General features: G+C 71.3%; 17 protein-coding genes. 10 read left to right on the top strand and 7 right to left on the bottom strand.

Translation table 11 applies throughout. From position 1 onward, the window contains the following. Positions 1-233 precede the first annotated feature (233 nt). On the bottom strand, positions 234-1,382 hold the full coding sequence (locus tag BMX97_RS02535; RefSeq protein WP_091745032.1) for an epoxide hydrolase family protein: 1,149 nt from the start codon (positions 1,380-1,382) through the stop codon (positions 234-236). A gap of 153 nt (positions 1,383-1,535) precedes the next feature. On the opposite strand from BMX97_RS02535, the gene BMX97_RS02530 reads away from it, so the two are divergent. Genes BMX97_RS02530 through BMX97_RS02520 form a run of 3 tightly spaced genes read left to right on the top strand, consistent with a single transcriptional unit; the run spans position 1,536 to position 4,292 of the window. Further along, positions 1,536-2,621 (top strand): isocitrate/isopropylmalate dehydrogenase family protein, encoded by a 1,086-nt coding sequence (locus BMX97_RS02530; RefSeq protein WP_091745030.1) that lies wholly within the window; start codon positions 1,536-1,538, stop codon positions 2,619-2,621. A gap of 27 nt (positions 2,622-2,648) precedes the next feature. Beyond that, positions 2,649-3,533 (top strand): NAD(P)-dependent oxidoreductase, encoded by an 885-nt coding sequence (locus BMX97_RS02525; protein WP_091745029.1) that lies wholly within the window; start codon positions 2,649-2,651, stop codon positions 3,531-3,533. A 54-nt stretch (positions 3,534-3,587) separates the two neighbouring features. Beyond that, the gene (locus BMX97_RS02520) at positions 3,588-4,292 is read left to right on the top strand and encodes a glutathione S-transferase N-terminal domain-containing protein (protein WP_091745027.1); all 705 of its coding nucleotides are present in this window, start codon (positions 3,588-3,590) and stop codon (positions 4,290-4,292) included. A gap of 230 nt (positions 4,293-4,522) precedes the next feature. Here BMX97_RS02520 and argC read toward each other — a convergent pair whose 3' ends face one another. Beyond that, on the bottom strand, positions 4,523-5,464 hold the full coding sequence (gene argC / locus BMX97_RS02515; protein ID WP_091745026.1) for an N-acetyl-gamma-glutamyl-phosphate reductase: 942 nt from the start codon (positions 5,462-5,464) through the stop codon (positions 4,523-4,525). 264 nt (positions 5,465-5,728) lie between these two features. Between argC and BMX97_RS02510 the strand changes: the two genes are divergently transcribed. Then, positions 5,729-6,253, top strand: coding sequence for a DUF5872 domain-containing protein (locus BMX97_RS02510; RefSeq protein ID WP_091745024.1), 525 nt, complete (start codon positions 5,729-5,731; stop codon positions 6,251-6,253). An 81-nt stretch (positions 6,254-6,334) separates the two neighbouring features. Here BMX97_RS02510 and rpsI read toward each other — a convergent pair whose 3' ends face one another. The 3 genes from rpsI to BMX97_RS02495 all read right to left on the bottom strand — a co-directional run bounded on the left by rpsI (position 6,335) and on the right by BMX97_RS02495 (position 7,888). Continuing rightward, positions 6,335-6,823, bottom strand: a complete 489-nt coding sequence (gene rpsI, locus BMX97_RS02505; RefSeq protein WP_060847470.1) for a 30S ribosomal protein S9 — start codon at positions 6,821-6,823, stop codon at positions 6,335-6,337. Position 6,824: 1 nt separating this feature from the next. After that, entirely contained in the window at positions 6,825-7,286 is a 462-nt protein-coding gene (gene rplM / locus BMX97_RS02500) for a 50S ribosomal protein L13 (protein ID WP_091745022.1), read from the bottom strand. A gap of 185 nt (positions 7,287-7,471) precedes the next feature. Beyond that, entirely contained in the window at positions 7,472-7,888 is a 417-nt protein-coding gene (locus tag BMX97_RS02495) for a PaaI family thioesterase (RefSeq protein ID WP_091745020.1), read from the bottom strand. Between the two features lie 157 nt (positions 7,889-8,045). Between BMX97_RS02495 and BMX97_RS02490 the strand changes: the two genes are divergently transcribed. Beyond that, positions 8,046-8,828: an enoyl-CoA hydratase gene (locus tag BMX97_RS02490; protein WP_091745018.1), complete on the top strand. Its 783-nt coding sequence runs from the start codon at positions 8,046-8,048 to the stop codon at positions 8,826-8,828. Beyond that, positions 8,825-9,349 (top strand): CoA-binding protein, encoded by a 525-nt coding sequence (locus tag BMX97_RS02485; RefSeq protein ID WP_060847473.1) that lies wholly within the window; start codon positions 8,825-8,827, stop codon positions 9,347-9,349. The genes BMX97_RS02490 and BMX97_RS02485 overlap by 4 nt, the downstream gene beginning before the upstream one ends. A 136-nt stretch (positions 9,350-9,485) precedes the next feature. Here the strand turns inward: BMX97_RS02485 and mgtE are convergent, their stop codons facing one another. Further along, a complete protein-coding gene (mgtE, locus tag BMX97_RS02480; protein WP_091745016.1) occupies positions 9,486-10,853 on the bottom strand; it encodes a magnesium transporter in 1,368 nt (455 codons plus the stop codon). A gap of 317 nt (positions 10,854-11,170) precedes the next feature. Between mgtE and BMX97_RS02475 the strand changes: the two genes are divergently transcribed. After that, positions 11,171-11,635, top strand: a complete 465-nt coding sequence (locus BMX97_RS02475) for a low affinity iron permease family protein (RefSeq protein WP_091745014.1) — start codon at positions 11,171-11,173, stop codon at positions 11,633-11,635. On the opposite strand, the gene BMX97_RS02470 is transcribed toward BMX97_RS02475, so the two are convergent. Then, complete coding sequence (locus BMX97_RS02470; RefSeq protein ID WP_091745012.1) at positions 11,625-12,080, bottom strand: response regulator; 456 nt, start codon at positions 12,078-12,080, stop codon at positions 11,625-11,627. The genes BMX97_RS02475 and BMX97_RS02470 overlap by 11 nt on opposite strands. Before the next feature lie 456 nt (positions 12,081-12,536). On the opposite strand from BMX97_RS02470, the gene pal reads away from it, so the two are divergent. The 3 genes from pal to tilS all read left to right on the top strand — a co-directional run bounded on the left by pal (position 12,537) and on the right by tilS (position 15,261). Next, positions 12,537-13,076 carry a peptidoglycan-associated lipoprotein Pal gene (gene pal, locus BMX97_RS02465; RefSeq protein ID WP_091745010.1) on the top strand — a complete coding sequence of 180 codons (540 nt, stop codon included), beginning with the start codon at positions 12,537-12,539 and terminating at the stop codon, positions 13,074-13,076. 133 nt (positions 13,077-13,209) lie between these two features. After that, the gene (ybgF, locus tag BMX97_RS02460) at positions 13,210-14,172 is read left to right on the top strand and encodes a tol-pal system protein YbgF (protein ID WP_091745144.1); all 963 of its coding nucleotides are present in this window, start codon (positions 13,210-13,212) and stop codon (positions 14,170-14,172) included. A gap of 72 nt (positions 14,173-14,244) precedes the next feature. Next, positions 14,245-15,261, top strand: coding sequence for a tRNA lysidine(34) synthetase TilS (gene tilS, locus BMX97_RS02455; protein WP_348273109.1), 1,017 nt, complete (start codon positions 14,245-14,247; stop codon positions 15,259-15,261). Positions 15,262-15,401 lie beyond the last annotated feature (140 nt).

Here is a 15,401-nt window from a genome sequence, read left to right as displayed (position 1 = left end):
AAAGCAGCGCCGGGTTGCCCTGGCCCTTGCTCGCTCGTCTCTGGGGAGGTGCGGCGGGGCAACCAGTTCGTCGGCGCCCCGTCGGTGAGCGGCTGTCTAAGGGTAGCCGGCTCCCCTGTCAACACGGGACCGGACCCCGGGAGGGCGGGCGGAGAGGGGAGGGGACCGTACCCGGATTCCGGCTCGACCCCTGCGGCGTCGGTGCACGCCGCGTAACCCCGGGGCGGCAGACGCTATCGCGGCAGCGCGCCCGCAAACGCGCGGATATCCTCGGCGAGGCGATCCGGCTGCTCGAGGGCGGCGAAGTGGCCGCCGCGCGGCATCTCGGTCCAGCGGCGGAGATCCGCGAACATCGTTCGCTCGGCGAGCGAGCGGGGCGGGCGGACCATCTCCCGGGGGAACGCCGCGTAGGCGGTCGGCACCCGGACCCTCTCGCCGTCCGGGACCGGCCAGGGCCGGTGCATCCGGGAATGGTAGGGATGGAACGACGAGCCGATGGCGCCGGTGAACCAGTAGAGCGCGATGTTGGCGAGCATCCTGTCGCGCGGGATCGCCGTCTCGATCGTGCCGTCGCAATCCGACCAGGACCGGAACTTTTCCACGATCCAGGCGGCGAGGCCGGCCGGGGAATCGGTGAGCGCGAAGGCCAGCGTCTGGGGCTTGGTCCCCTGGATCCACTGGTAGCCGGTCTCCTCCTTCAGCCAGGCGCCGACGCGCTCGTAGTGTGCGGCTTCCTCCGGCGTCGCGTCGCGGCCCGAGAGGTCGCGGCGCACGGGCAGCATGTTGAGGTGCAGGCCTTCCACCCGCTCGGGGTAGCGCCAGGCGAGCCGCGTGGTGATGAAGGCGCCCCAATCACCCCCCTGCGCCATGAAGCGCTCGTAGCCGAGCCGCGTCATCAGCTCCGAAAAATGATCGGCGATCTCCTCGACGCCGAGGCGCGGCTGGCCCGGGCGGAACGACAGGCCGTAGCCGGGGAGCGAGGGCGCCACCACCGTGAAGGCGTCCTCCGGCCGGCCGCCGAAGCGGGCCGGGTCGGTCAGGCGCGGGATGAGGTCGAGGAACTCGAACACCGAGCCGGGCCAGCCGTGGCAGAGGAGGAGCGGGCGCGGGTTCGGCCCCTGCCCCGGCACGTGCAGGCAGTGGATGTCGATCTCGCCGATGCGCTGGATGGTCTGCGGGAAGGCGTTGAGGGCTGCTTCCTCGGCGCGCCAGTCGAAGCCGTCGCGCCAATAGGCGATCAGGTCGGCGAGGTAGGTCACGTCCGTGCCGTAGGTCCAGGGCGCCTCGGGCGCCTGGTCGGGCAGGCGGGTGCGGGCGAGGCGCTCGCGCAGGTCGGCGAGTGCCGCTTCGGGCACGTGGTAGGTGAACGGCTCTCCCGTCATCGGCGGCTCCTCCCCGGCGCGGATCCCTCGACGGGGATCCCGTGCCGTGGACCCTCGCATGCATCGGACCGGATGTCGCGATCCGCGGCGCCATGGTAGGCGCTCCCGCAAAGGGTCCGCGCCGAACGCGGATCGCCGGGGAGGAGCGGAGAGATGGCGCAGTATCGCATCGCCACGATCGAGGGCGACGGCATCGGGCCCGAGGTGACGCAGGCGGCGATGGCGGTGCTGACGGAAGCCTGCGGCGCCGGCACCCTCGCCTTCGAGATGCTGGAGGGCGGCGCCGGGCACTACACCAAGAGCGGGCACGTCCTGCCCGACGACACCTTCGCGGGCTGCCGCGACGCCGACGCGATCCTGCACGGGGCGGCCGGCCTGCCGGGCGTGGTCTATCCGGACGGGACGGAGGTCGGCAACGACCTGCACCTGCGCCTGCGCTTCCGCCTCGACCTCTACGCCAATGTCCGGCCGATCAAGCTTTTGCCCGGCGTGCTCTCGCCGTTGCGCGCCTTCGAGGGTGGCGGCATCGACTACGTCATCGTGCGCGAGAACACCGAGGGGCTCTATGCCAGCCGCGGCGCCGGCGTGGTTTTGCGCGACGAGATCGCCTCCGACAGCCTGGTGGTGACGCGCAAGGGCACCGAGCGGGTGGCGCGCTTCGCCTTCGACCTCGCCGCCGGGCGCAACGGCGCCCCGCGGGACGGGCAGCGGCGGGTGACAGTCTGCGACAAGGCCAACATCCTGCGCAGCTACGCCTTCTTCCGCCGGATCTGCGACGAGGTGCATGCCGGATACCCCGACATCGCCATCGATTACGCGTACGCGGACGCCATCACCGTCCACATGCTCAAGCGGCCCGACAGCTACGACGTGATCGTGGCCGAGAACATGTTCGGCGACATCATCTCGGATCTCGGCGCCGCCACCGTCGGCGGGATGGGCATCTCGCCCTCGGGCGAGATCGGCGACGCTCACGCCCTGTTCCAGGGCGCCCACGGCTCGGCGCCCGACATCGCCGGGCAGAACGCCGCGAGCCCGATCGCCACCATCCTGTCGGGGGTGATGATGCTGCGCTGGCTCGGCCGGCGGAAGGCCGACGCGGCTCTCGCCTCCGCGGCCGACCGGATCGAGGCGGCGGTCGGCACGGTGCTCGCCGAGGGGCGGGCCGTGCCGCGCGACCTCGGCGGGGCCGCGACCTGCACCGAGGTGACCGACGCCGTGCGCCGGGCCCTCGCCTGACCCCCTATCCCTCACGGAGACATCGTCATGAGCAAGCAGCGCGTCGGAATCGTCGGCGTCGGGCTGATGGGGCACGGCATCGCCCTCAACCTCGCCCGCAAGGGCTGGCCGCTGGGCTACCTCGACCATCCGGGCAACCAGCCGACGGACGACCTCGACGCCCTCGGCGCGACGCGCCATCCCGACCGGACGGCGCTGGCGACGGCGAGCGAGGTCGTCATCCTGTGCGTCACCGGCACGCCGCAGGTCGAGGACGTTCTTCTCGGGGACGGGGGCGTGCTCGCCTCCTTGCGGCCCGGCACGGTGGTGGTCGATTGCTCGACCGCGGTGCCGGCCTCGACGGCGCGGGTCGCGGCCGCCGTGCGCGAGGCCGGCGGGCGCTTCCTCGACGCGCCGATGACCCGCACGCCGAAGGAGGCGGCGGAGGGGCGCCTCAACCTGCTGGTCGGTGCCGAGCCCGACCTGTTCGAGGCGATGCACCCGCTGCTCTCGGCCTTCGCCGAGAACATCTTCCATGCCGGCGCGGAGGCTGGGGCCGGCCACACCCTCAAGCTCCTGCACAACTACGTCTCGCTCGGCTTCGTCACCCTGCTCGCCGAATCCGCGGCCTGCGCCGGACGCGCCGGCATCGCCCCGGAGGTGCTGGTCGAGGTGCTGAGGAAGGGCGGCGGCCACGGCGCGGCCCTCGACCGCCTGTCGCCGTTCCTCATCTCGGGCGATTCCTCGCCGATGCAGTTCTCGATCGCCAATGCGCGCAAGGATCTGAGCTACTACGTGGCGATGGCCGAGGGGCTGGGCGCCGAGCGGGCCGTCGCCGCCGGGGTGCTGGCCGATCTCGATCGCGTCGCCGAGGCGGGGCACGGGGCCGACCACCTGCCGCGGATCGCCGCGCACTTCGCCGCCAAGGACTGACGCAGGCCGGCGGGGTCGGGTATCGTGGCAGGCCCTCCAGGGAGCTTCCCCGCGATGCCCGACCTCTCCGCTTTTCCGATCACCACCCGCTGGCCGGCCCGGCACCCGGACCGGATCCAGCTCTACTCCTTCCCGACCCCGAACGGCGTGAAGGTGTCGATCGCCCTGGAAGAGCTCGGCCTGCCCTACGAGGCCCATACCATCCAGATCGGTAAGAACGAGACCTGGCTCCCGGAATTCCTGTCGCTCAACCCCAACGGCAAGATCCCGGCGATCATCGATCCGGAGGGGCCGGGGGGTAAGCCGCTCGCGCTGTTCGAATCGGGCGCAATCCTGCTCTATCTCGCCGAGAAGACCGGGCGGCTGATTCCGGCCGACCCGGCCGGGCGCTACGAGACCGCGCAGTGGCTGTTCTTCCAGATGGCGGCGGTCGGGCCGATGTTCGGCCAGCTTGGCTACTTCCACAAGTTCGCCGGTCGGGAGATCGAGGACAAGCGGCCTCTCCACCGCTACCGTGACGAGTCGAAGCGCCTGCTCGGGGTGCTGGAGACCTGGCTCACCGGCCGCGACTGGATCATGGGCGCGGACTACACCATCGCCGACATCGCGATGCTCGGCTGGGTGCGCAACCTGATCGGCTTCTACGAGGCGCGGGAGCTGGTGGAGTACGACGCGCTCGCGGCCGTCCCGGCCTGGCTGGAGCGGGGGCTCGCCCGGCCGGCGGTGCAGCGGGGTCTGGAGATCCCGCCGCGGGGGTAATCCCGGCGGAAAGCCGGAGGGCTTTCTTGCCCCCCGGCCCTCGATCCTAGGCAGACCTGCGTCGGCAGGCCAACGCTTCGCTCGCTCAGGGTCTTATTCTGTCGCAGATTTTCGGCGCCGAACCGGTCACCGCTTCGGCGCAATCCGCCTAGTGTCTCTCACAAAACTCCCGACCGCCGTCGTCGCTCGCTGTGGCGGCGTCAGAGCGGCGGGAGTTTTGTGAGGTGCACTTAGTCGAGGTCGAGCATCAGGCGCAGGTTCTGCACCGCGGCGCCGGAGGCGCCCTTGCCGAGGTTGTCGAGGCGCGCGACCAGCACCGCCTGGCGGTGCGCATCGGAGCCGAACACCCGGAGCTCGAGCGTGTCGGTGTCGTTCAGCGCCTCGGGCTCGATGCGCTCGCGGTCGGCGCCGTCCTCGGCCGCGGCCACGACCTTGACGAGCCCGGCGCCGGCGTAGCGGGCGGACAGCGCCGCCTCGAGGTCGGCGACGCGCGGCGTGCCGGGCAGCAGGTCGAGGTGGAGCGGGATCGACACCAGCATGCCCTGCCGGAAATTGCCCACCGACGGCACGAAGATCGGCCGGCGGGTCAGGCCGCTGTATTTCTGGGTCTCCGGCAGGTGCTTGTGGCCGAAGCCGAGGCCGTAGAGCTGGAAGGCCGGAGCCTCGCCGGCCTCGTAGGCCTCGATCATCTTGCGGCCGCCGCCGCTGTAGCCCGATACCGCGTTGATGCTGACGGGGAAATCGACCGGGACCAGGCCGGCATCGATCAGCGGGCGCAGCAGCGCGATGGCGCCGGTCGGGTAGCAGCCCGGGTTGGAGACGCGGCGCGAGGACCGGATCGCGGTCGCCTGCTCGGGCGCCAGCTCGGCGAAGCCGTAGGTCCAGGCTGGGTCGACCCGGTAGGCGGTGCTGGCGTCCAGCAGCCGCGGGCCGCCGCCGGGCAGCGAATCGGCCAGCGCCGCCGTCTCGCGCGAGGCGTCGTCGGGCAGGCAGAGGACCACGAGGTCGACCTCGGACAGGAGCGCGCGCTTGGCCTGCGGGTCCTTGCGGCTCTCGTGCGGGATCGATCGCAGCTGGATGTCGTCGAAGGCCCCCAGGCGCTCGCGGATGCCGAGACCGGTCGTGCCGGCCTCGCCGTCGATGAAGACGCTCGGGCTGTGCTTGCGGGTCATGGGCGAGAACTCCGTGGCGCGGACCGGCCGATGCCGAACGGCGCGGGTGGTGATTGCGGGCGAGGGACCGTCGAGTCAATCGGCAATGGCGATCGGGATGCAGGACGATCGAGACGCAGGACGATGCCGCACGATTCGCGACGGTCTCGTGTCGTTCGGCCGTCCACAGGAGAACCTGCCCGCCCACCCCCACCCCAGAGGAACCCGGCCCGCACCGCCCCGGTTGTGCTGCCAGATCGAAGCAGACGACAAGAGGAGTCCAACATGGCCGGCACCGCCAAGAAGTCCGACCCGAAGCTGTGGGAGAAGGTGAAGAAGGACGTCACGCGCTCCTCGAAGGGCGGCAAGCCCGGCCAGTGGTCGGCCCGCAAGGCCCAGATGGCCGTGCAGGAATACAAGGAGGAGGGCGGCGGCTACGAGGGCAAGAAGTCGTCCGACAACCACCTCAAGCAGTGGACCGACGAGGAGTGGGGCACCAAGTCGGGCAAGGAGAGCGGCAAGACCGGCGAGCGCTACCTGCCGAAGAAGGCCCGCGAGGAACTCTCGGACGAGGAGTACAAGCGCTCCACCGCCAAGAAGCGCGCCGACAGCGCCAAGGGCCAGCAGCACTCGAAGCAGCCGAAGGACGTGGCGAAGAAGGCGGCCGCCGCGCGCAAGGCCTCGCATAAGACTGGCAGCCGAGACGGCGGCCCGACCAAGGCCGAGCTGATGCAGAAGGCCCGGGCGAAGAACATCCCGGGCCGCTCCACCATGTCGAAGGGCGAGCTGGAGAAGGCGTTGAACGCCTGACGCCATCCCGGGTGGCCGAAAAGAAAAAGGGCGGGCCCTCGCGGGCCCGCCCTCCTTTTTGCAGTGACCGGAAAGGTCGCCTTAGCGCTTCGAGAACTGGAAGCTGCGGCGAGCCTTCTTGCGGCCGTACTTCTTGCGCTCGACGACGCGCGGATCGCGGGTCAGGAAGCCTTCGCGCTTGAGCGGCGAGCGCAGCTCGGGCTCGAAGTAGGTCAGGGCCTTGGACAGGCCGTGGCGCACCGCGCCGGCCTGGCCGGAGAGGCCGCCGCCGGCCACCGTCACGACGATGTCGTACTGGTCGACGCGGTCCACCACCTGGAGCGGCTGCTGCAGGATCATGCGCAGCACCGGGCGGGCGAAGTAGGTGTCGACCGGGCGGTCGTTCACCGTGATCTTGCCGGCGCCGGGCTTGATCCAGACGCGGGCGATCGCGTCCTTGCGCTTGCCGGTGGCGTAGGCGCGGCCGAGCGAGTCCAGCTTCTGGACGTGGACCGGGGCCTCGTTCTCGCCCTGCGAGAGGGAGGCCTTGTTGGCCTGGCCGAGGTCGGCGAGGGACTGAAGGGTCGCCATCTTACGCGCTCACGTTCTTGCGGTTGAGAGCGGCGACGTCGAGCGTCTCCGGCTGCTGGGCGGTGTGGGGATGCTCGTTGCCCTTGTAGACCCGGAGGTTACCCAGGATCTGCCGGAACAGCGGGCCGCGCGGCAGCATGCGCTCCACGGCCTTCTCGACGATGCGCTCGGGGAAGCGGCCCTCGAGAATGAACTTGGCCGAGCGCTCCTTGATGCCGCCGGCGTAACCAGTGTGGTGGTAGTACACCTTCTGGTTATACTTGCGGCCGGTGAACTTCACCTTCTCCGCGTTGATGACGATGACGTTATCGCCGCAGTCGACGTGGGGCGTGTACTGGGGCTTGTGCTTGCCCCGCAGACGCATCGCGATGATCGACGCCAGGCGGCCGACCACGAGGCCCTCCGCGTCGATGATCACCCACTTCTTGTCGACGTCGGCGGGCTTCAGCGAAAAGGTCTTCATCGCGGATAAGTCCCGGAAGTCTTGACGAAAAAAACAGGACGCCGCCGCGGTCAGTGACGAGCGCGCAGCGGCGATGGCCGGCTCAGTAACCGAGGATCGCGCCGGCGTCAAGCGAACCGAAAAACCCGAAACGGCAAAAATGCGAGCGTTTCGAGAGGCTTCGTGATAGAGGTATCATGATACCGCTATTTTGGCGGGATCGCGTAGGTGCCGGTGGCGTGGCAGACGAGCTCCTCCCGATCGAGGCTGCGGATCAGCACCTCGCCCACGGCGAGCGAGCGCCCGAGCTTGAACAGGCGCGCCTCGGCGAGGAGGTCGCGTTGCGCGGGCTTCCTCATGAAGTTGAACGACAGGTTGGTGGTGACCGCGAGCGCCACCGGACCGATCTGGGCCAGGATCGCCACGTAGAGCGCCACGTCGGCGAGCCCCATCATCGCCGGCCCGGAGATCGTGCCGCCGGGGCGCAGGTGGCGCTCGTGGTAGGGCAGGCGCATCGTCGCGGTCATCGGCCCGACGCTCTCGACCACCGGGCCGGGTCCGCCGTGATGGATCTGGGGAAAGGCCTCGTCGAGGAAGGCCGAGACCGCGTCGCGGTCCATCATCGGGGCGGGGGAGATCGGGGCAAGGGACTCGGGAACGGAAGGCATGCGCGGGGACGTGTCCGGTGATCGTTCTGCACGATCTTGCAGCATGGCGCCCGGCACCGGACAATAGGCCATCCGTGTCGTCCCCGATCCGAGCCCGCGAATCCGAGCCCGCATGTCAGACCTTCTCATCCTCCGCGACGACCACGACGGCGTCGCGACCCTGACGCTGAACCGCCCACGGGCCCGCAACGCCCTGTCGCACGCGATGCTGACCGCCCTGTCGGAGGAGTTCGCCCGGCTCGCCGCGGACGGATCCGTGCGCGCCGTGGTGCTGGCGGCCGAGGGCCCCGCCTTCTGCGCCGGCCACGACCTCAAGGAGATGACCGCCTATCGCGGCGAGGCCGATCGCGGTGCGGCCCGGTTCGCGGCGCTGTTCGACCTCTGCTCGTCGGTGATGATGGCGATTCCGGCCCTGCCGCAGCCGGTGATCGCCGCGGTCGAGGGCATCGCGACCGCCGCCGGCTGCCAGTTGGTGGCCTCCTGCGACCTCGCAGTGGCGGGCACCGAGGCGCGGTTCGCCACGCCCGGCGTGCAGATCGGCCTGTTCTGCTCGACCCCGATGGTGGCGCTCTCGCGCAACCTCTCGCGCAAGGCCGCGATGGCGATGCTGCTCACCGCCGAGATGGCGGAAGCCGAGGAGGCCAAGGATCTCGGCCTCGTCAACCGGGTGGTGCCGGCCGGCACGGCGCTGTCCGCCGCGCAGGACCTGGCCGCCGGGATCGCGGCGCGCAGCGCCTACACGGTGCGGGTCGGCAAGCGCGCCTTCTACGAGCAGCTGGAGATGCCGCTGGCGCAGGCCTACGCCCATGCCGGCCGGGTGATGACCGAGAACATGCTGGCGCGCGCGGCGGAGGACGGCATCGCGGCCTTCCTCGACCGGAAGGCCGCCCGATGAGCCACGACCGCTACGACGACGAAGCGCTGAGGAAGATCCTCCAGCGGGTGCGCAGCATCGCGCTCGTCGGTGCGTCGGCCAACCCGGCCCGGCCGAGCTGGATCGTCACCAAGTATCTCCTGGAGCGCGGCTATCAGGTGATCCCGGTCAATCCCGGTCTCGCCGGCGGCGAGATCCTGGGCCGGCCGGTGGTGGCGCGGCTCGCCGACCTCGCCCAGCCGGTCGACATGGTCGAGATCTTCCGCAATTCCGAGGCCGCCGGCCCCCTCGTCGACGAGGCTCTGGCCCTCGACCCGCTGCCTCAGGTGATCTGGATGCAGCTCGGCGTGCGCAACGACGCGGGCGCGGCCCGGGCCGAGGCGCGGGGCGTGACCGTGGTGATGAACCGCTGCCCGAAGATCGAGTACGGGCGCCTCTCCGGAGAGATCGGCTGGACCGGGGTGAATTCCCGCATCCTCAGCGCCAAGCGGCCGAAGCTCGCGGCGAAGGGCTTCCAGAAGCTGACGATCGAGGAGCGCTGAGAGGGCGTCCAAGGCCCACCGGTTCGCTCGACGACCTTGAAACCCTCGATGTCATCCCGGGTTCTCGCCTTCGGCGAGCCCCGGGATGACATCGAGCTTGACGACGAACGCTTGAGGAAGCGACCTGAACCCCCGCCTACAGCAGCGTGCCCTTCAGGATCACCAGCGCGACCGTGAAGTAGATCACCAGCCCCGACACGTCGACCAGGGTGGCGACGAACGGGGCCGAGGCGGTGGCGGGGTCGAAGCCGACGCGCTGGAGGATGAAGGGCAGCATCGAGCCGGTGAGCGAGCCGAACAGCACGATGCCGACGAGCGCGGTGCCGACGGTCGCGGCCACCAGGAACCAGTGCTCGCCGTAATCGTAGAAGCCGAGCTTCTGCCAGATCACGATCCGCACCACGCCGATCGTGCCGAGGATCGCCCCGAGCGTCAGGCCGGCCGGTATCTCGCGCAGCGCCACCCGCCACCAGTCGCCGAGGCGCACCTGATGCAGGGCGAGCGCCCGGATCAGCAGCGAGGTCGCCTGCGAGCCGGAATTGCCGCCCGAGCTCATGATGAGCGGGATGAACAGGGTCAGCACCAGGGCCTTTTCCAGCTCACCCTCGAACCCCTGCATCGCGCTGGCAGTCAGCATCTCGGACAGGAAGAGCACGCAGAGCCAGCCGGCCCGCTTGCGGATCATGGTCAGGAAGTTGATCGACATGTAGGGCTCGTCGAGCGCCTCCATGCCGCCGAAGCGCTGCACGTCCTCGGTCTGCTTCTGGATCATCGCGTCGATCACGTCGTCGACGGTGACGATGCCGACCACCTGGTTGGTGGCGTCCACCACGGGAATCGCCAGGAGGTCGTATTTCGAGATCAGCCGGGCCGCCTGGTCGCGGCTGGCATCGGCCGAGACCACCACCGGGCGGCGGCTCGGCGCCACCGACAGGATGTTGTCCTCCGGGTTGCCGGTGATGAGGCGGCGCAGGGGGACCGCCTTGGCGAGCGCCCCGGTGCGCGGATCGAGGACGAAGATCGAGTAGATCGTCTCGCGGGTGCGCTCGACCTTGCGGATGTAGTCGAGGGTGAGCCCGACGGTCCACGTCGTCGGCACGGCGACGAACTCGGTCGTCATGATCGAGCCGACGCTCTCTTCCGGATAGGCGATGAGCTTGTCGACCGCCCCGCGGGTCTCGACGTCGAGACGGGTGCGCAGGTCGGAGCGGCCCGGCTCCTCGATCTCGCGGAAGACGTCGGTGACCCGGTCGGCCGACATGCCCGACAGGAACGAGGCGACGCGATCGCGCGGCAGCATCTCGATGATGTCGGGCGCGCAGTCGAGCTCGGGCTGGTCCAGCACCTCGACGGCGCGGTCGTGCGGCAGGCTGAGCAGGATGGCGGCCGCCACCTCCGGCGCCTCCCGGTTCAGGGCTTCGACGATGTCGGGGGCGCTCTCCTCGGAGAGGCGCGCAGCGAGGGCGGCGGGCTCGACGGGGGCGTCGATCACGGTGTCGGTCATGGCTCACCTGTGGGCGCTGGCGTCGGCCGGCCGTCCCCGGCCGGTCGCTGCGAGCCGCCGAAAGGCTGAGCGCGCGGGACCTCAGTCCGAGGACGGCAAGAGCGGTCGACTGTGACTGTCGCTCGGCATGGAGTCGGGGGTGTCCGGGATTGCTGCGGCGCGAGAGCGCGCCGTCGGCGGCCCGTCACTGCGCCGGGTCGCAAGCCGCGTCAAGAGGGGAACCGCGGGAGCGGAATCGGAATTCGTAAGCGGGGTTCCGTCAGCTTGGAATCCCTGGAAACATTCGAGAAAACCTTGGGGAAGCCGCGGGAGCCACGATGGTCACGACACGCATCCGCACCTTCTCGGATTTCGCCGCCGCGGTCGCCCGGGCGGCGGGCCGCCCCGGCACCTTCGCGGCCAGCCTGGTCCTGATCGTGGTCTGGGCACTGACGGGCCCGCTATTCCACTATTCGGACACCTGGCAGCTGATCATCAACACCGGCACGACCATCGTGACGTTCCTGATGGTGTTCCTGATCCAGAACACCCAGAACCGCGACGGCGCGGCGATCCAGGCCAAGCTCGACGAGCTGATCCGGGCGAGCGCGGCCCAGAACGCCTATATCGGCATCGAGCATCTGACCGAGGAGGAGCTCGACGGTCTGCGCGCGCGCTGCGAGGCGCGGGCGAAGGACGTTCGCCTCAGCGAGGCCGCGGACGCCGCCGAGGAGGCGGCCAACGCCAAGGCCGAGGCGGCGGCCCGGGCCGCGACCGGATCGCGCGGCGGCCTCAGGCGCTGAGCCGGCGGGATTCCTCCAACTCGCTGCCCATCATCCGGGCAAGCCGCAGGATGTCGCCGATCACGTAGGGCTTGGTGACGAAGATGCTGCCGGACACCGCCGGGTGGTGCAGGTTGGCGGTGGTCGAGGAATAGATCACCGGGCGGTGCGGCTGGATCTGCCGGTAGGCCTCGGCGACGCTCCAGCCGTCGACGAGCCCGGGAAGCCGGATGTCGGTGAGCAGCCAGTCGATCCGGCCGCCGTGCTCGCGCAGCAGCATCAAGGCGGCCTCGCCGCTCGAGGCGGTCAGGGTCGCGACGCCGTGCTGCTCGCACAGGGTCACCAAGAGCTCGAGCAGCATGTAGCTGTCCTCGACGATCAGCACGCAGGGCCGGCGGGGCGCGTCGCCCGGCAGGGCCGTGCGGGGCAGAGGCGAAGATAAGGGCGAAGGCAGGGGCGAAGGCATCGCCGGACAATCCCGATCGTAATCGGGAGAAATTCGTCCCGATTGATTAACCGGACATCAACGGCCGCCCCGGCGCGTGCGTCCGAGCCGCGACAAGGCGCGGGCTCTTGGGCCGCCACAAGGCGCGGACTTTGGGCCGCCACAAGGCGCGGACTTTGGGCCGCGCCCGTCTGTGACCGGCCTGCAACAGACGCTCCGGTACGCGTCGCGGCGGCGCGCCTCGCCGCAGCGTGGCCGTATTTCGCGCGTGTTCTGCCGTCGGCTCGGGCATCGGCCGGAGCCGCCAGGCACCGTCCGGCGCGTCGAGGTCCCTCAAGGTTGACGGAACCTTCGCTTAACCGGCCGGGACTACAGACGATCCGGTGTTCCAGTTCGTGGCGCCGCCGGACGGGAGGATCCGCTCCGGGCCGTCGCCGGGCGCGGCCCCGCCCAGAGCCGCCAGAGGAGTTTTGGTCGATGTCGCTGCCGCTCGCGCCCCTGCGCGCGCTCAAGATCGCCGCCGCCTTCGGGCTCGCCCTGTCGATGGCCGCCTGCGCGAGCAACAACGACCTCGCCGACGCCTCGGCGGCCTACGGGGCCGGGGGCGGCGCCGGTGGATACGGGGGCCGCGGCGGCCCCGCGACGCCGGGCAGCGCCCAGGACTTCGTGGTCAATATCGGCGATCGGGTCTTCTTCGATTCCGACTCGACCGACCTGAACCCGACCGCCGTCGCCACCCTCGACAAGCAGGCCCAGTGGCTGCAGCGCTACCCGCGCTACACCTTCCTGATCGAGGGCCATGCCGACGAGCGCGGCACCCGCGAGTACAACTTCTCCCTCGGCGCCCGCCGCTCGCAGGCGGTGCGGGACTACCTCGCCTCCCGGGGCATCGGCGCGAACCGCATGCGCACGGTGTCCTACGGCAAGGAGCGCCCGGTCGCGGTCTGCAACGACATCTCGTGCTGGTCGCAGAACCGCCGCGCCGTCACGGTGCTGGACGGCGGCGCCGGCTCCTGAGCCTCGACAGGGGAGGGCGGCTCGCGCCGCCCCTTTTGCCGGGAGGCGCGGCTTCTGCTAACCCGCCCTCCCGAAGTGCGGACCTCCCGAAGTGCGGACCCGCCGCCTGACCCGAGCCGTGATGCGCCCCGCCATGCTTCGCCGCCTGCTCCTCGCCCCCGTCCTCGCCGTCTCGGGGCTCGCCCTCGCCGCCGCCTGCCCGGCCGCGGCCCAGGACGCGTCAGAGTTCGTGGTGCGCCTCAACCGGCTCGAGAACCAGTCGCGCCAGATGTCCGGGCAGATCGAGTCGCTCCAGTACGAGAACCGCCAGCTCAAGGAGCAGCTGCGCAAGTTCCAGGAGGACGTCGAGTTCCGGTTCCAGGAGTCGAAGGGCGGCCAGCGCCCGGCTTCCGCGACCCCGCCGGCGAAGCCCCACAAGCGCAGCGACGCCTTCGATCCGTCCCAGAACCCCGACGCTCCGGGCGCCCCGCAGGCGCTCGGCAGCGCCCAGGCCTCCGGCGCAACCCCGTCCCAGGCGACCCCCGCCCAGCCGCCGCGCCCCGCCACCCCGAACGCCACCGCCGCGCTGAGCGCGCCCCGCGGCGCGATCGAGGACGAGACCCCCGATTACGGCGCGCCCGTGGACCTGCGCCCGCCGGCCCGCGCCGCCACCCCGGCCGCGACGCCGGCGCCGCGCCCCTCCGCCAGCGTCGCCGCCACCGGCACCGGCGACGCGAAGGCCGATTACGAGGCGGCCTACGCCTACGTGCTGCAGCGCCAGTACGAGCAGGCCGAGATGAGCCTGCGCCAGTTCATCCAGTCGCATCCCCGCGACACCCTGGTGCCGGACGCGACCTACTGGCTCGGTGAGAGCTACCTGCAGCGCAACCGCACCCGCGAGGCAGCCGAGCAGTTCCTGAAGGTCTCGACCGACTACGCCCGCTCGCGCAAGGCACCGGACGCGATGCTGAAGCTCGGCGCCTCGCTCAACGCGCTCGGCGCCCGCGAGCAGGCCTGCGCCACCCTGGCCGAGCTGGAGCGCAAGTTCCCGCAGGCCTCCTCGACCGTGAAGCAGGGCGTCGACCGCGAGCAGCGGCGGGCGCGCTGCGCCGCGTGATCCGGCCTGCCTGAGCCCGCCGACGTGAGCGGCCGGGACGGCCCCCTCGACCCGTCCGAGCGCGACGCTCTCCTGCGAGCCTGGATCGGCCCCGGCACCCCCTACCGGGGGGTGGTGCTGGCGGTCTCCGGCGGTCCCGATTCGACGGCGCTGATGGGCTGCGTCGCCCTCGTGGCCACCGCCATCCCGCTCGTCGTCGCCACGGTCGATCACGGCCTGCGATCCGGCTCGCGAGAGGAAGCCGAGGAGGTGGCGGACCTCGCCGCGGGCTTCGGCCTGCCGCACCGCATCCTCGCCTGGACCGGACGCAAGCCGGCGGCGCGGCTGCAGGAGGCGGCGCGACGGGAGCGCTACCGACTGCTCTCCGGCCTCGCCGGCGAGGTCGGGGCCGACCTCGTCCTCACCGCCCATACCCTCGACGACCAGGCCGAGACGGTGCTGATGCGGCTCTGCGCCGGGTCCGGCCCGACGGGGCTCGCCGGCATGGCGCCCGCCCGCCTCCTCGACGACCCGGCCGGTGCCCGCCTCACCCTCGGGCGGCCGTTCCTCGGCGTGCCGAAGGCCCGGCTCGTCGCGACCTGCGAGGCCCATGGCTGGCCGTTCGTCCGCGACCCCTCGAACACCGACCCGCGCTTCGGCCGCGCCCGGCTGCGACGCCTGCTGCCGCTGCTGGCCGAGGAGGGCTTGAGCGCCGAACGCCTCGCCCGCCTCGCCGGTCGGCTGCGCCGCGACGAGGCGGCCTTGGCGCAGGCCGCCGCCGCGGCGTTCCACGACCTGCGGCGGACCGACCCGGCGGGAGAGAGCGACCCGGCGGGGGAGGGGCGCCTCGTCCTCGACGGTCCCGGCCTCGCGGCCCTGCCGGAGGCGGTGGCCCTGCGGGTCGCGGGGCTCGGGCTCGAGGCGATCGCCGGGCACGAGACGGCCTTGCGGCTCGAGCGGCTGGAGCGGGTGCTCCTCGGCGAGGTCCTGCCGGCCCTGCGGGCGGGGGGCACCTGCCGCCGCACGCTGGCCGGCCTGCTCCTCACCGCCCGGGGCGGCCGTCTAGTCCTGGAACCCGAGCCCCCGCGGCGGCGCCCGCCCGCGGGGTGACGCGCGGGGGTGGCCAGGCGCGCGGCGCCGCAGGCGCCGGACCATTACTTGGCAAGGCAGGGGCGGGTGCCTACATTGCACTCCGAGTGCCGGTGCCCACCCAGCACGCCCGCGCGGCGCCGCGCTCCTCAGGGATTGAC

It is taken from the genome of Methylobacterium sp. ap11, from assembly GCF_900110515.1.
Classification (GTDB): domain Bacteria; phylum Pseudomonadota; class Alphaproteobacteria; order Rhizobiales; family Beijerinckiaceae; genus Methylobacterium; species Methylobacterium ajmalii.
This window is presented reverse-complemented; position numbering and strand designations above follow the sequence as displayed.

Coding starts and splice junctions, on each gene's coding strand:
- BMX97_RS02495 (WP_091745020.1), bottom strand. CDS start 7,888: ATGATGGACCGCGACGCGGTCTCGGCCTTCCTCGACGAGGCCTTTCCC.
- BMX97_RS02490 (WP_091745018.1), top strand. CDS start 8,046: ATGTCAGACCTTCTCATCCTCCGCGACGACCACGACGGCGTCGCGACC.
- BMX97_RS02485 (WP_060847473.1), top strand. CDS start 8,825: ATGAGCCACGACCGCTACGACGACGAAGCGCTGAGGAAGATCCTCCAG.
- BMX97_RS02530 (WP_091745030.1), top strand. CDS start 1,536: ATGGCGCAGTATCGCATCGCCACGATCGAGGGCGACGGCATCGGGCCC.
- pal (WP_091745010.1), top strand. CDS start 12,537: ATGTCGCTGCCGCTCGCGCCCCTGCGCGCGCTCAAGATCGCCGCCGCC.
- BMX97_RS02510 (WP_091745024.1), top strand. CDS start 5,729: ATGGCCGGCACCGCCAAGAAGTCCGACCCGAAGCTGTGGGAGAAGGTG.
- argC (WP_091745026.1), bottom strand. CDS start 5,464: ATGACCCGCAAGCACAGCCCGAGCGTCTTCATCGACGGCGAGGCCGGC.
- ybgF (WP_091745144.1), top strand. CDS start 13,210: ATGCTTCGCCGCCTGCTCCTCGCCCCCGTCCTCGCCGTCTCGGGGCTC.
- rpsI (WP_060847470.1), bottom strand. CDS start 6,823: ATGGCGACCCTTCAGTCCCTCGCCGACCTCGGCCAGGCCAACAAGGCC.
- rplM (WP_091745022.1), bottom strand. CDS start 7,286: ATGAAGACCTTTTCGCTGAAGCCCGCCGACGTCGACAAGAAGTGGGTG.
- BMX97_RS02470 (WP_091745012.1), bottom strand. CDS start 12,080: ATGCCTTCGCCCCTGCCTTCGCCCTTATCTTCGCCTCTGCCCCGCACG.
- BMX97_RS02475 (WP_091745014.1), top strand. CDS start 11,171: ATGGTCACGACACGCATCCGCACCTTCTCGGATTTCGCCGCCGCGGTC.
- mgtE (WP_091745016.1), bottom strand. CDS start 10,853: ATGACCGACACCGTGATCGACGCCCCCGTCGAGCCCGCCGCCCTCGCT.
- BMX97_RS02535 (WP_091745032.1), bottom strand. CDS start 1,382: ATGACGGGAGAGCCGTTCACCTACCACGTGCCCGAAGCGGCACTCGCC.
- BMX97_RS02525 (WP_091745029.1), top strand. CDS start 2,649: ATGAGCAAGCAGCGCGTCGGAATCGTCGGCGTCGGGCTGATGGGGCAC.
- BMX97_RS02520 (WP_091745027.1), top strand. CDS start 3,588: ATGCCCGACCTCTCCGCTTTTCCGATCACCACCCGCTGGCCGGCCCGG.